Annotated in this window: 12 protein-coding genes; 9 read left to right on the forward strand and 3 right to left on the reverse strand. The window is 48.0% G+C overall.

The window, feature by feature from the left end; genetic code table 11:
- Positions 1 to 23 precede the first annotated feature (23 nt).
- From ACWHAR_RS17300 to ACWHAR_RS17310, 3 genes are read left to right on the forward strand one after another with little or no spacing between them, the layout of a single operon-like run.
- Positions 24 to 1766: an adenine deaminase gene (locus ACWHAR_RS17300; RefSeq protein WP_032872533.1), complete on the forward strand. Its 1743-nt coding sequence runs from the start codon at positions 24 to 26 to the stop codon at positions 1764 to 1766.
- Between the two features lie 24 nt (positions 1767 to 1790).
- Complete coding sequence (locus tag ACWHAR_RS17305) at positions 1791 to 2786, forward strand: DUF3048 domain-containing protein (RefSeq protein WP_032872531.1); 996 nt, start codon at positions 1791 to 1793, stop codon at positions 2784 to 2786.
- Positions 2787 to 2788: 2 nt separating this feature from the next.
- Positions 2789 to 3100, forward strand: a complete 312-nt coding sequence (locus ACWHAR_RS17310) for a YerC/YecD family TrpR-related protein (protein ID WP_003155745.1) — start codon at positions 2789 to 2791, stop codon at positions 3098 to 3100.
- Positions 3101 to 3135: 35 nt separating this feature from the next.
- Here ACWHAR_RS17310 and ACWHAR_RS17315 read toward each other — a convergent pair whose 3' ends face one another.
- Positions 3136 to 4710, reverse strand: coding sequence for an FMN-binding glutamate synthase family protein (locus ACWHAR_RS17315; protein WP_032872529.1), 1575 nt, complete (start codon positions 4708 to 4710; stop codon positions 3136 to 3138).
- Positions 4711 to 4905: 195 nt separating this feature from the next.
- Here ACWHAR_RS17315 and ACWHAR_RS17320 point away from each other — a divergent pair, with 195 nt between their 5' ends.
- From ACWHAR_RS17320 to ACWHAR_RS17340, 5 genes are all read left to right on the forward strand, one after another.
- Positions 4906 to 5595, forward strand: a complete 690-nt coding sequence (locus tag ACWHAR_RS17320; protein ID WP_003155740.1) for a heptaprenylglyceryl phosphate synthase — start codon at positions 4906 to 4908, stop codon at positions 5593 to 5595.
- A 57-nt stretch (positions 5596 to 5652) separates the two neighbouring features.
- Positions 5653 to 7872 (forward strand): DNA helicase PcrA, encoded by a 2220-nt coding sequence (gene pcrA / locus ACWHAR_RS17325; protein WP_032872525.1) that lies wholly within the window; start codon positions 5653 to 5655, stop codon positions 7870 to 7872.
- A 24-nt stretch (positions 7873 to 7896) separates the two neighbouring features.
- Positions 7897 to 9903, forward strand: a complete 2007-nt coding sequence (ligA, locus tag ACWHAR_RS17330; protein WP_032872523.1) for an NAD-dependent DNA ligase LigA — start codon at positions 7897 to 7899, stop codon at positions 9901 to 9903.
- Positions 9904 to 9918: 15 nt separating this feature from the next.
- Positions 9919 to 11115 carry a CamS family sex pheromone protein gene (locus ACWHAR_RS17335; protein WP_007609871.1) on the forward strand — a complete coding sequence of 399 codons (1197 nt, stop codon included), beginning with the start codon at positions 9919 to 9921 and terminating at the stop codon, positions 11113 to 11115.
- Positions 11116 to 11352: 237 nt separating this feature from the next.
- On the forward strand, positions 11353 to 12348 hold the full coding sequence (locus ACWHAR_RS17340) for a phosphotransferase enzyme family protein (protein WP_032872521.1): 996 nt from the start codon (positions 11353 to 11355) through the stop codon (positions 12346 to 12348).
- A gap of 37 nt (positions 12349 to 12385) precedes the next feature.
- Here the strand turns inward: ACWHAR_RS17340 and ACWHAR_RS17345 are convergent, their stop codons facing one another.
- On the reverse strand, positions 12386 to 13078 hold the full coding sequence (locus ACWHAR_RS17345) for an MgtC/SapB family protein (protein WP_007609875.1): 693 nt from the start codon (positions 13076 to 13078) through the stop codon (positions 12386 to 12388).
- A 120-nt stretch (positions 13079 to 13198) separates the two neighbouring features.
- Entirely contained in the window at positions 13199 to 14677 is a 1479-nt protein-coding gene (gene putP, locus ACWHAR_RS17350) for a sodium/proline symporter PutP (RefSeq protein ID WP_032872519.1), read from the reverse strand.
- A gap of 421 nt (positions 14678 to 15098) precedes the next feature.
- On the opposite strand from putP, the gene gatC reads away from it, so the two are divergent.
- Entirely contained in the window at positions 15099 to 15389 is a 291-nt protein-coding gene (gatC, locus tag ACWHAR_RS17355) for an Asp-tRNA(Asn)/Glu-tRNA(Gln) amidotransferase subunit GatC (protein WP_003155732.1), read from the forward strand.
- Positions 15390 to 15398: the final 9 nt, after the last annotated feature.

Raw genomic sequence — 15398 nt, forward strand, 5'->3', positions numbered from 1 at the left:
TATAAGCGAAGGAGAGTATGTGAATGTCCGAACGTACCTTTAACTGGAAAAATAAAGACATCAGATCACAGGCGGATGTTGTAGACTCAAAGCTGCTTCCAACGCTACTTTTACGGGATGCTCTCGTATTAAATCCTTTTTTAAAACAATGGCTGAAAAAGAATGTCTGGATTTATGGAGACCGAATTGTATATGTTGGTCATGAGCTTCCTGATGCAGCAGAGCACATTCATACCATAAATTGTGAAGGAAAATACATTGTGCCAGGTTACATTGAACCGCATACACATCCTTTTCAAATATATAATCCCCAAACGCTCGCCGAATATGTGTCTCAATTCGGAACAACGACGTTTGTTAATGATAACTTGTTTTTTCTTTTGCACAGCGGTAAAAAGAAAGCGCTTACTATATTAGAGGAACTGAAAAAACAGCCGGTGCAATATTTCTGGTGGTCCAGATATGATCTGCAGACTGAAGTGCTGAATGAGGATCAGCTTCTTTCTTTTGATGTCCGCAAGCAATGGATGGAGCACCCGGATGTCATTCAAGGCGGAGAATTGACCGGATGGCCGCGCCTCATGGACGGCGATGACTTGATGCTTCATTGCATGCAGGCGACAAAGAAACTGCGCAAGCGGATAGAAGGGCATTTTCCCGGAGCCTCTGAAAAAACACTGACGAAGATGAAACTGTTCGGAGCGGATTCCGACCACGAGGCGATGAATGGCGGCGAGGTGATGAGACGGCTTGAATTGGGCTACTATGTTTCGCTCAGACATTCATCCATCCGCCCTGATTTAAGAACGATTTTGCAGGATCTCCATCAAAAAGGCTTCCGGCATTATGATCATTTCTTCTACACGACGGATGGAGCGACGCCGCATTTTTATAAAGGCGGCATGACGAATGAATTAATCAAAATCGCTTTGGAGGAAGGAGTTCCGGCGATCGATGCCTACAATATGGCGTCCTTTAATATCGCGAAGTATTATCAGATGGACGACTTTCTCGGTGTGATCGGTCCGGGCCGGCTTGCTTCATTGAACATTCTCGATGACCCGATGAATCCGGACCCGGTCACGGTAATCTCCAAAGGCATCCTGCTGAGGGAAGACGGCCGAAATATGAATGCGTTTACAGAAACGGATTGGAAAAAGGGCGGTCTTGTCCCTCTCGAGCTTTCATATGATATGACGATGGATGATTTACAGTTTTCAATGCCGATGGGTGTGACCATGCGCAACGCGGTCATTATGGAGCCGTATATGATTGCGATTGATAATTCTGTTGACCAGCTTTCTTTTGATCATGATGAATGCTATCTCACGCTTCTCGATAAGCATGGAAAATGGCGGGTCAATACAATGCTGAAAGGTTTTGCCGATCGGGTGCAGGGCTTTGTCAGTTCCTACACGACAACCGGAGATATTATCGCTGTCGGAAAAAATAAGGAAGATATCCTGCTCGCTTTCTCACGGATGAAAGAAATCGGGGGCGGAATCGTGCTTGCCGAAAACGGGAAGATTCTTCATGAGATTCCCCTCGCCTTAAACGGTTCTGCATCTGCGGAGAAGTATGAAGAAGTGCTTGAGAAAGAGCAAAAACTGAGGACGCTGCTGGAGGAGCGGGGCTACCGATTCTGCGATCCGATCTATACGCTGCTCTTTTTGCAGAGCACACACCTGCCTTATATCCGCATTACGCCGAGAGGAATATTCGACGTGATGAAAAAAACTGTACTCTTTCCATCGATAATGCGTTAAAATATAAAAGCAGGGAGCCGACATATGAAAAGATGGAAAACCGTTTGTATGCTTTGTTTTGCGTTTTTGCTGCTTGCCGCCTGCCGGCAGAACAATGCCGATCAGGTGCAGCCGAAAGAAGCGGAAGCTCCTTTAACGGGGCTGAAAACTGAGCAGAAGCTTGCAGAACGCCGTCCGATTGCAGTCGCAGTGAACAATCATCCGAAGGCGAGGCCCCAATCCGGGCTGTCAAAGGCGGATGTTGTCATCGAAGCGCTCGCGGAGGGCCAGATTACGCGGTTTCTCGCGATTTTTCAAAGTGAGATGCCGGAAACGGTCGGGCCTGTGCGGAGCGCGAGAGAATATTTTGTCACGCTCAGCAGCGGGTTTAACAGCATATTTGTCCATCATGGCTGGAGTCCCGGCGCAAAAAAGCAGCTGGAGTCCGGAGCTTACGATTATATAAACGGTTTGGATTTTGACGGAAGCCTGTTTTGGAGAGCTGATTTCAGCAAGCCGCCCCACAATTCCTACACGTCCTATGACAATATCAGGAAGGCGGCGGAACAAAAAGGATACAAGCTGAACGGAAAAACAGAACCGCTCCCATTTCAGACATCAGATGCAAAACCCGGAAACGAAACCTACAATATTCGGATAGATTATGGAACACAAAACGTTACAAATCTTGTCGAATACGATTATGATAAAAAAGCTGATGCTTATACAAGAAGCTCTGATGGTGTGAAAGCGACAGACCGGGAGACCGGAAAGCCTTTAGCCATGCACAATATTTTTATTGTTGAAGCCGGCCATCGCATGACAGACAAAGATGGAAGGCGGGCCATCGATATTCAGACAGGGGGGAAGGGCCTCCTGCTTCAGCACGGCGATGTTATGGAGTCAGACTGGGAATATAAAGACGGCCGTATTCTGCCCGTAAAAGGCGGTGAGATTCTTCCGTTTGTGCCAGGAAAGACATGGATTAATATCGTGCCTGATCTCGATGCAGCTTCCATTAGTAAAGGAGAAGGTGTTTGACGATGCAAATCGATAAATTACGCGGAAAAGAACTGGACCAGTTATTTTTATCTATTTTATCGCTGAAAGATCTGGAGGAATGCTATCGTTTCTTTGATGATCTTTGTACGATTAATGAAATCCAATCGCTGGCGCAGCGTTTGGAAGTGGCAAGAATGCTCCGCGAAGGAAATACGTATCACAAAATTGAAAGCGAAACGGGTGCTTCCACAGCGACGATTTCCCGGGTGAAGAGATGCTTAAATTACGGTAACGACGCCTATGAAATGGCGCTTGACCGCGTAAACAAAGGAGAATCCTCCTCAGCTACGTAAAAAACCGCTCTGCCGATGACGGCAGGCGGTTTTTTTTATACGTGCTGATTCAAAAGGCCGGGAAGTTCCCTCAGGCTTCCGTCTTCCTCCCGGTATACGATGTGTTCAGCTGAGAAATGAATCGGCGAGCTGATGCCCGCCGCCGCGGCGAGGTGAAACAGCCCTTCACGCAACGAGAGCACGTAGTTGCAGACGCGGTGCTGTTTATCCTCGATACTGAGCGCGCGCTGAAGTTTTGGGTCGGTTGTCGCCACTCCGACAGGACAATGATTGGTGTGGCATACTTGAGCGCGGATACAGCCGACTGAAAACATCATTCCCCGGGCAATATTGACAAAATCCGCGCCTAACGCGAGGGCAACGGCAATCTTATCCGGAGTGAGCAGCTTTCCGGATGCGAAAATTTTCAGCTTATCTCTTATCCCGTATGTCTTCAAAAGGCCGTCAACAAGGGGGAGGCCGGTCAGAATCGGCAGGCCGACGGAATCCGCCAGCTCATGGAAAGAAGCTCCCGTTCCCCCTTCACTGCCGTCAATCGTAATAAAGTCGGGAAGTTTGCCTGATGAACTCATACAGGAAATAAGGTCTTCAAGGTCTTTGCGGCTTCCCGGGACAATTTTGATGCCGACCGGTTTTTCACCGACAGTCCTTAATTTCTCAATGAAATCAAGCATGTCCGGAACATTTGAGAACTCGTTGAAGCGGTTTGGGCTGTCAATGGATTGTCCGGGCTGCACATTTCTGATGGCGGCAATTTCTTCGGTCACCTTTGAACCGTCAATATGCCCGCCTCTTGCTTTCGCCCCTTGCGCAAGCTTTAATTCAAAGGCTTTAATCTGCTCGAGGCGGCTTTTTTTCTTAAATTCTTCCCATGAAAATTCTCCATCTTCAGTGCGCACGCCGAACAGCCCGGGGCCGATTTGGCAGATAATATCCGCGCCGCCTTTCAGGTGATACTCAGACAGGCCGCCTTCGCCTGTATTCATCCATGTGCCGCCGGCCTGGTGCAGCCCTTTTGACAGGGCGGTGATTGCCCGGTCGCCAAGTGAGCCGTAGCTCATCGCTGATTGTCCGATTAACCCTTTCACATAAAACGGCTTCTTGCATGTATCGCGGCCGATCACTTGCACATCGTCCGGATGCAGGTAATAAGGGTCCGCTTTTGCTTTTTCGCGGTGTTCGCTGCGTTTCAGCAGGTTGTCTTTGTCAATCTTGTATACCATCGTGTCGATCTTCGGCGTCTGATCTGTGCGCAGCTCCTCCCTTTGTTTCGGGAAAAGGGCGTTACGGATATAATAGCCCGGCTGATCGAAATCCCGTTCTGAGCCGAAGCCCATCATTCTGCTTTTATACTTTCCCGACATGACCGTCTGTTCATATTCTCTCCGGGAAAACGGCTGTTCTTCGTTATCATTGCTGAATAAATACTGCCGCAGCTCAGGTCCGATTTTTTCAAATATATAGCGCAGTTTTCCCGCTACGGGATAATTGCGCAGCACTGAATGTTCTTCCTGCTTTTCGTCTCTTATGTATATCCAGAGAAACAATACGGCGGGAACTAAAATAATAAAAATCAATATACAAATCAGTACGATAATGGCTTGTTCCATTCAGATCAGACTCCTTGTCTTTTTTCTCTTTGACATTCCACATATTGTCTGTTTTCAAACATAGCCATGTCCCGTCCGGCGGAGCGCAATCTTTTTTTGTGAATCAGGTGAATGACGTCTTTTTCCGTTTTTCCGGGCCAAACGAATTTGTTATAATGTTTAAATGGCAAGAAACGAATGGAGGAACGAAAACGCATGTACGATGTTAACGAGTGGAAGCATGTTTTTAAACTCGATCCGAATAAAGATTTACCGGATGAACAGCTGGAACGGCTTTGTGAATCAGGGACTGACGCCATTGTGATCGGAGGAAGCGACAATATCACCGAGGACAATGTGCTCAGACTGATGTCAAAGGTGCGGCGGTTTTTAGTGCCGTGCGTACTTGAGGTGTCGACGATTGATTCCATTGTGCCCGGGTTTGATCTTTATTTCATTCCGAGTGTGCTCAACAGCAAAAAGGCGGACTGGATTGTCGGCATGCATCATCAGGCGATGAAAGAATACGGAGAGCTCATGTCAATGGAGGAAATCGTGACGGAGGGCTACTGCATCGTCAACCCTGATTGTAAGGCGGCCGCTTTGACGGAGGCGGATACACATATAGAAACAGAAGATATTCTCGCCTATGCGCGGGTCGCGGAACATTTGCTTCATCTCCCGATTTTTTATCTGGAATACAGCGGGATGCTGGCGGACATAGAAACGGTGGAGAAAACGAAAGCTGTGCTGGACAAGTCCGTCCTGTTTTACGGAGGCGGCATTAAAGACGCGGAAACGGCGGAACGGTTCGGCCGTCATGCCGATGTTATCGTTGTCGGAAATGCCGTATATGAAGATTTTGATCAGGCGCTTAAAACGGTGGCGGCTGTAAAGACAAAGTAGCCAAGCGGACGAAATTGATTTATGATAGAACATATGTTTGATAGGCGGTGAACGGATATGAATTACATTAGCAATCAATTATTAAGCGGATTAAATCCCGTTCAGCAGGAAGCGGTCAAGACGACGGACGGTCCGCTGCTTCTGATGGCGGGCGCGGGAAGCGGAAAAACACGTGTGCTGACGCACAGAATCGCATACTTAATGGCGGAAAAACACGTGGCGCCATGGAACATTCTGGCGATTACATTTACAAATAAAGCAGCCAGAGAAATGAAGGAGCGGGTGGAGAGCATTCTCGGACCCGGCGCGGATGAAATCTGGATTTCCACCTTCCACAGCATGTGCGTGCGGATTCTGCGCAGGGATATTGACAGAATCGGCATCAACCGAAATTTCTCCATTCTTGATACGGCTGATCAGCTTTCCGTTATTAAAGGGATTCTGAAAGAGCGGAATATCGATCCAAAAAAGTTTGATCCGAGAAGTATTTTAGGCTCCATCAGCAGCGCAAAAAACGAGCTGATCGAACCTGAGGAATTCGCAAAAACGGCCGGCGGCTACTATGATCAGGTCACGAGTGACGTGTATACCGATTATCAGAAAAAACTGCTGAAAAACCAATCGCTCGATTTTGATGATTTAATCATGACGACAATTAAGCTTTTCGAGCGTGTGCCGGAAGTGCTTGAGTTTTATCAGCGCAAATTCCAGTACATTCACGTAGACGAGTATCAGGATACGAACAGGGCGCAATACCTGCTTGTGAAGCAGCTTGCTGCCCGTCTTGAAAATATCTGCGTCGTCGGTGACTCCGACCAGTCCATTTACAGATGGCGCGGGGCGGATATCGCGAATATCCTTTCCTTTGAAAAAGATTATCCGAGCGCAAACGTGATTCTGCTCGAGCAAAATTACCGCTCAACAAAGCGTATTCTGCAGGCGGCTAACGAAGTGATCAAAAACAACTCAAACCGCAAGCCGAAAAACCTGTGGACGGAAAATGACGAAGGCATCAAGCTTTCTTATTACAGCGGCGACAATGAATTCGGCGAAGGCCAATTCGTCGCGGGCAAAATTTATGAGCTGCACAGCTCGGGCCGGCGGAAGCTTTCCGATATCGCGATTTTATACCGGACAAACGCCCAGTCGCGCGTCATTGAAGAAACCCTTTTAAAATCCGGACTGAACTACAATATCGTCGGCGGAACCAAGTTCTACGACAGGAAAGAAATTAAAGACATTCTCGCATACCTGCGCCTTGTGTCAAACCCGGACGACGACATCAGTTTTACGCGGATCGTCAATGTGCCGAAGCGGGGCGTCGGCGCAACTTCGCTAGAAAAAATCGCTTCATATGCGGCGATGAACGGAATGTCAATGTTCCAGGCGGTCAAACAGGTTGATTTCATCGGCGTCAGCGCGAAAGCGGCAAACGCGCTTGACGGCTTTGGCGCGATGATTGAAAATCTGACGAATATGCAGGATTACCTGTCCATTACGGAACTCACGGAAGAAATTCTCGAAAAAACGGAATACAGAGAAATGCTGAAGGCCGAAAAATCAATCGAAGCCCAAAGCCGCCTTGAAAATATCGACGAGTTTCTTTCCGTGACGAAAAACTTCGAACAAAAAAGCGAAGACAAGTCTCTCGTCGCGTTTCTGACTGATTTGGCGCTGATTGCGGATATTGACCAGCTCGACCAGAAGGAAGAGGAATCAGGCGGAAAGGATGCCGTCACTTTAATGACACTGCACGCCGCTAAGGGGCTTGAATTTCCTGTCGTGTTCTTAATGGGCATGGAAGAAGGCGTGTTCCCGCACAGCCGCTCCCTGATGGAAGAAGCCGAGATGGAAGAAGAACGCAGGCTCGCATATGTAGGCATTACGAGGGCGGAAGAAGAACTGTATTTAACGAATGCCAAAATGCGCACCTTATTCGGCCGCACCAATATGAATCCGGAATCCCGCTTTATCAGGGAAATACCTGGCGATTTATTGGAGAACCTAAATGAGAAGAAAACACCTCGCATGCAGCCGGGAAGAAAAGTGCAGCCGAAACGCGGGCCCGTATCCCGTCCCGTTTCATATGCGAACAAAACAGGCGGCGACTCGCTCAGCTGGGCGGTCGGCGATAAAGCGGGCCATAAAAAATGGGGCACCGGAACGGTTGTCAGCGTAAAAGGAGAAGGCGAAAGCACCGAGCTTGATATCGCATTCCCGAGCCCAGTCGGCGTGAAGCGTCTGCTTGCCGCTTTTGCGCCGATTGAAAAGCAGTAACCTGAAGAGGAAAGGAAGAACATGATGGACAAAGAAACAGCGAAACACCGGGCAGAAGAATTGCGCCGCACCATCGATCAGTACAGTTATGAATATTACACCTTAGATGAACCGAGCGTGCCGGATTCCGAGTACGACAGACTGATGCAGGAGCTGATTGCCATAGAGGAAGAGCACCCGGAGCTCAGAACGCCTGATTCGCCCACACAGCGGGTCGGGGGAGCGGTGCTTGAATCGTTTCAAAAGGTGCAGCACGGCACGCCGATGCTCAGTCTCGGCAACGCATTTAACGATGATGATCTCCGCGATTTTGACCGCCGCGTCCGTCAGGCTGTCGGTGACGGCGTCGCTTATAATGTGGAGCTGAAAATAGACGGTCTTGCTGTTTCTCTCCGTTATGAAGACGGCTATTTTGTCAGAGGCGCGACAAGAGGAGACGGAACGACGGGCGAAGATATCACGGAAAACTTAAAAACGATCCGCAACATTCCGCTGAAAATGAAACGGAATCTTTCCATAGAAGTGCGCGGAGAGGCGTACATGCCGAAACAGTCATTTGAAGCCCTCAATGAAGAAAGGCTGAAACATGAAGAGGAGCCGTTCGCCAATCCCCGGAACGCGGCTGCGGGCTCACTCAGACAGCTTGATCCGAAAATTGCAGCGAAACGAAATCTTGACATCTTCGTCTACAGTATAGCGGAGCTTGACGAGATGGGTGTGGAAACACAGAGTCAGGGCCTGGATTTTCTGGATGAGCTCGGTTTTAAAACAAACCAGGAACGGAAAAAATGCGCCACGATAGATGAAGTCATTGAAATGATCGAAGAGCTGCAGGCGAAGCGGGCCGATCTCCCGTATGAAATTGACGGAATCGTCATCAAAGTCGATTCGCTCGACCAGCAGGAAGAGCTCGGGTATACGGCAAAGAGCCCGCGCTGGGCGATTGCTTATAAATTTCCGGCGGAAGAGGTCGTGACAAAACTTCTCGATATCGAACTGAATGTCGGAAGAACGGGCGTGATTACGCCGACCGCCGTTCTGGAACCGGTAAAAGTCGCGGGGACGACGGTCTCAAGAGCCTCCCTTCATAACGAAGATTTAATTAAAGAGAAGGATATCCGCATTCTCGATAAAGTGGTCGTCAAAAAAGCGGGCGACATCATCCCTGAGGTCGTCAATGTCTTAATCGAACAGCGGACCGGGGAAGAAAAAGAATTCAATATGCCGACCAGCTGCCCTGAGTGCGAAAGCGAACTTGTCCGCATTGAAGGGGAAGTCGCGCTGCGCTGCATCAATCCGGAATGTCCGGCGCAGATCAGAGAAGGCCTGATTCACTTTGTCTCACGCAACGCGATGAATATTGACGGACTCGGAGAACGTGTCATCACACAGCTTTTCCGTGAACATCTCGTCCGTAATGTCGCTGATTTGTATAAGCTGACAAAAGAACAGGTTATCCGGCTTGAGCGGATGGGGGAAAAATCAACTGACAATCTGATCAGCTCCATCCAAAAGTCAAAAGAGAATTCGCTGGAACGCCTGCTGTTCGGTCTCGGCATCCGTTTTATCGGCTCAAAAGCGGCCAAAACACTCGCCATGCATTTTGAAAGCCTGGAAAATCTGAAACAAGCCACGGAAGAAGAGCTGCTTGCGGTAGATGAAATCGGCGAAAAGATGGCCGATGCCGTTGTCACCTATTTCCGCAAAGAAGAAATGCTTGAGCTTTTGAATGAACTTGAGGAACTCGGTGTGAACACACTCTACAAAGGCCCGAAAAAAGTAAAAGCGGCGGACAGCGACTCTTATTTTGCCGGCAAAACCATCGTGTTAACCGGAAAGCTTGAAGAGCTGTCCAGAAATGAAGCCAAGGCGCAGATTGAAGCGCTCGGCGGAAAGCTGACGGGATCTGTCAGCAAAAAAACAGACTTGCTGATTGCCGGAGAAGCGGCCGGAAGCAAGCTGACAAAAGCGCAGGAATTAAACATTGAAGTATGGAATGAAGCACAGCTATTGGGAGAGCTAAAGAAATAAGAGGAGTGTTTTCTATTGAAAAAGATGTTGGCATTGGCGGCGACGGCAACGGCGGCAGTACTCATGTTGTCGGCCTGTTCGCCGAGTTTCGGGGGGAACAAAGAGGAAGAGATCACGCAGAAAACGGCAAAGTCTTCTGAAAAAGCGATCATACCGAAATATAATATCTCTGATTCCTACTATAAAATGGTGCTTCCGTTTAAGGCCGGAAAAGCGCGCGGCCTGACCGCGGACCGGCTGAACACGAGGCTGGACATCGATGAATTCGAGACGGGTCTGATGCGGCTCGCTCAAGACACGTTCCCGACGGATGACTATTTGTATCAGGAAGGCCAGTATTTAGATGAGGACACGGTACTCAGCTGGCTTGACCGCAAAAAAGAGGGCAGTGATCTGAAAAAGGCGAAAAAGGCAGACGCCAATTTTCAGAATCTCGGCTTAAACCCCGTGCTGCCAAGCTCGGGATCGGCAAAAGAGAAAAATGAAAACAGCCCGATTTACTTAGCGTCCATGCTTGAGCAGGATTACTTAGTAAGAAAAGATAAAAATTCCATCCAGCTTGGAGGTGTCATGATCGGTCTCGCTCTCAACTCTGTATACTATTACCGCGAAAACACAGGTGATCCGCAGCAGGAAGTGGAGCTCAGCGACAAAACGATCCGCAGCCACGGTGAAGAAATCGCCCAGGAAGTCGTTAACCGCCTTCGGAAAATGGATAACCTGAAAAATGTGCCGATCACCGTCGCCCTTTATAAACAAGCGCCGAAAACATCAATCGTACCGGGGAATTACATTGCGAAAACAGAAGTCAAGGCCGGCTCATCCACCATTTCAAACTGGGATGATGTCAAAGAAAAGTACGTCTTCTATCCGGCGGATACAGACACGGCAAAGAAATACCCTGATGATTCCGAAGTGTTTAAACGCTTCAAAAACGCCATCGACAGCTACTTCCCGAATTACACCGGAGTCGTCGGAACGGCAATGTACGAAAACGATGAAATGAGAAAAATGAAGATTGAAATCCCGATGCAATTTTACGGGAAAAGCGAAGTTATCGCCTTTACCCAATACTTAACAGGTGAGCTGATGGATTATTATTCAAAAGGCTCAGTTGATGTCGAAATTAACATTACCTCGTCTGACGGCCAGGAAGCGCTGATCGTCCGCAATGCGGGTGACAAAGAACCGACCGTCCATATTTACGATTAACCAAGATGCCCTTGTTCATTTCTGTATGAGCAAGGGTTTTTTTATTGTGAATATCGTTGGAGAGAGGGATGAGGTATGTTAAGATATTTGTATAATTAGGAATTAACAGGAAAACACATATTATTTCTAAGCGGATGTTACTAATCTGCTGTGAAAAAAGAAGGGCAGGAATGTTGATGAATGACATTTGCTGAGTACACACACCGCCTACAAACGTTATGAAAAGGGTGAATCAGCATGCATAAAGATATTAAAGCGATTTTTGAGGAAGATAAGGTACTGGCTGAGGCCGGTGAAATATACGGCTTTACCAAGTTTCAATTTATTGCGGACGCAGAGAACTACGTATACGAAATTGTGAAAGATAACGAACCGTATATCTTAAAAATTACGCATACGATCAGAAGAACACCGGAATATATTCTCGGAGAAATGGAATGGCTTCATCATCTGGCAAAGGGAGGGCTTTCAGCAGCAAAACCGATTCCTTCATTAAATGGCAGAGATGTCGAAGAAGTGCCGGATGGAAAAGGCGGAGCGTTTTTAGTAAGAGTCTATGAAAAAGCGCCCGGACGCAAAGTGGAGGAATCAGACTGGAACGGAACTCTGTTTTATGAGCTTGGAAAGTACACGGGGAACATGCACCGGCTGACAAAAAGCTACCGTCTGAGCGATCCGGCATATAAAAGGCAGGAATGGGATGAAGAGGAGCAGCTGAAGCTGAGAAAATACGTGCCCGCAGATCAGCATCTCGTATTTGAGCGGGCGGATGCTCTAATGGAAAAACTGCGCCGTTTGCCGAAGAATCCTGAAAACTACGGCCTTGTGCACGCCGATCTGCACCACGGTAATTTCAACTGGGACAATGGGAAAATCACGGCATTTGATTTTGATGATATCGGCTACAATTGGTTTGTGAATGATATCAGTATTCTGCTGTACAACATGTTGTGGTATCCGGTCATCCCGTATGAAGACAAGGCCGCGTTTACGGGTGAGTTCATGACACACTTTATGAAAGGCTACAGGGAAGAAAATGACCTTGACCCCGCCTGGCTTGAACACATCCCGGATTTTCTCCGGCTGCGCCATATGCTGATCTACGGATTATTGCATCAGGCGTTTGACCTCAATTCACTCGGGGACGAGGAACGTGAGATGCTGAAAGCCTTCAGGCGCGATATCGAAAACGAAACGCCGATTACGGAGTATAACTTTTCTGCATTCGTATAAATAGAAAAACGCCGGCTGAATCCAGCCCGGCGTTTTTTTATAACGTATCACACTTCACTCCGACGACACCTTGAATTTCTTTAATATCATAATAGACATCAGTGGTGTAGCGGTTTTTGTGAACACTGACTTTCACTTCCATAATCGGAAATTCTTTTTCGCGCAGATCATCAATCCGGACGGAGTGAATGCGGAGCCGTTTGCTTTTCATTTCTTTTAGAATCTCGGTCATTTTGTCTTTATCGGAAAGAGACATTCTCACGCGGATATCCTTCTCCTTCAAGCGGTTGGGACCGATTTTTCTGATCAGCCACGGAAGAAATTCGACACTGATCAGGATAAACAAGAGGCTTGCGAACGCCTCTTTATAAAAGCCGGCGCCTGTAGCCAGACCGAGCCCGGCTGCGCCCCAGATGATGGCCGATGTCGTCAGGCCGGATATGACGTCATTGCTTTTACGCAGGATCACGCCCGCGCCGATAAAACCGACGCCGGAAATGATTTGGGCGGGGAGGCGGAGCGGATCCATCATGATACGGTAATATTTTGGGAAATGATATGCCGCATTAATGCTGACGATCGTCAGCATACAGGAGCTGACGGCGATGACGATACAGGTTTTCAGTCCGAGCGGTTTGTTTTTCAGCTCGCGTTCAAGACCGATGATCATGCCGATCAGCGTGGCAATGCCCAGCTTTAATAAAATGTCTGGTTCGATAGGCCAGCTCAATTTGCACAGCACCTCCGCAATTTTTCTTATAATAAATTGATATGATTTTCTCACAGTATTTATAGCAGGACAAGTGCGGAAGAAAAAAGCCGTCAGGGATAAAATCTGACGGCTTTTTGTCTATTTCTTGTTTTTCAAAAGAGTTTCCATCCGGCTGAACAGCTGATAAGAAGCATCGGCCGGTTTTTTGGTCAGCAGGCTGACGGCAATACCGGCAATCAGACTGAGGAAGAACCCCGGAATGATTTCGTATACGCCGGTTGAAGCGGCAAGCCCTGTGGTGATCCAGATTAAAACGGCCGCGGCCCCGGTAATCATCGCCGCAAGCGCTCCCCATTCATTCATCCGTTTCCAGTACAGACTGAGCAAGAGCGCCGGTCCGATAGCCGAACCGAAGCCTGCCCACGCATATCCGACCAGGTCAAGAATGGTGCTGTTCGGATTCATGGAAAGCAGGATGGCGATAACGGCTACGATCAATACCGACAGGCGTCCGGTCATGACCAATTCTTTATCGCTCGCTTCCCGTCTGAAAAAGGCGCGGTATAAATCTTCCGTAATGGCGCTTGCCGTTACGAGAAGCTGTGAGGAAATGGAACTCATGATCGCCGCTAAAATCGCGGACAGCAAGAAGCCCGTAATCAGCGGATGGAACAAGATTTTAGAAAAAATAATGAAAATCGTTTCCGGATCTTTTACGGAGACTCCGAAGTGATGAGAATACGCAACTCCGATAATCCCGGTCAGCAATGAACCGATAACTGAAATAACCATCCAGCTCATCCCGATTCTGCGGGCGGGTTTTAAATCTTTCACTTCTTTAATCGCCATAAATCGTACGATGATATGAGGCTGGCCGTAATAGCCGAGTCCCCATGCCAAATAAGAAATAATGCTAATGACGCTCGCGCCTTTAAAGATATCCAATAGTTTCGGGTTAACGGCGTTGATCGAATCAATCGTCGTTGAAACGCTCCCGAGCTGGGTAAAAGCAACGATCGGCACAAGCACTAATGCCGCAAACATGATCGCTCCCTGCACAAAGTCAGTCAGACTGACAGCGAGGAAACCGCCAAACAGCGTGTAAAGCACAACAACACCGGCCGTTAAAAACAAACCGAATTTGTAGTCGGCGCCGAATGCCGATTCAAATAACCTGCCTCCGGATACCATCCCGGACGATGTGTACAGTGTGAAAAAGATCATAATAATCACGGCGGAAACAATTTTCAGCAATGATGACGAGTGGCGGAACCGTTTATCGAAAAAATCGGGAATCGTAATCGCATCATCCGCAACTTCCGTGTAAGCGCGCAGCCTCGGAGCAAGCAGCAGATAATTTGAATACGCGCCGATCGTCAAACCGAGCGCCAGCCATAAGGTCGATAACCCCGTTGCGAACATTGCGCCGGGAACTCCCATCAGCATCCATGCGCTCATATCGGCCGCACCTGCGGACAGCGCCGTTACGAACGGGCCGAGTCCTCTTCCGCCCAGCATGTAATCATTAATATTCGTTGTCTTCCTGAATGCGTACCAGCCGATTAACAGCATGGCAGCAAAGTAAATGCCAAGAGATATAATTAGTTCAATACTCACGTTTTTGGTCCCTCTCTTCTTTCATGTAAATGTTGCATCACCTCTGTAGATTAGTAGTGCCGGAATATGCGCCGGCGATCCAGCCTTTAGTCATCATTCCATGCGGATCGCATGATTTAGTGCTGGCTATGGTTACTAAACCTAACAAAGTATCCCCGATCAATCAACTCTCGAAACCTGGCCCGCTCAAGGAAAAAATCCCCGCCAACATAGAACAGCTTAGAGATGAAAGCGCTACCAATAGATTATAAAAGTAAAAATTTTCTGACATATAATTCGTTTCTCTTTCTCCCCGATTTAGGATAAAATAGAGAGGGTTTCATCATGCCTCAGAAGGCGGCGTTTTGTTGCTTTAGAGGGCTCGTTTTTGATATGATCAGTATTATATGACGAAACGGAGAATTATGCGGAGGTGGATCTTATGTCACGAATTTCTATAGAAGAAGTAAAGCATGTCGCTCATTTGGCGAGACTCGCCATTACGGATGAAGAAGCTGAAATGTTCACAGAACAGCTTGACAGCATTATCTCGTTTGCCGAGGAGCTTAATGAAGTGGACACGGATAACGTGGAACCGACAACACACGTGCTGAAAATGAAAAACGTAATGAGAGAAGATGAAGCGGGTAAAGGCCTTCCGGTCGAGGATGTCATGAAAAATGCTCCCGATCATAAAGACGGCTATGTCCGTGTGCCATCTATTCTGGATTAAAGGAGGGAG

This window comes from Bacillus sp. LR--39 (assembly GCF_053613335.1).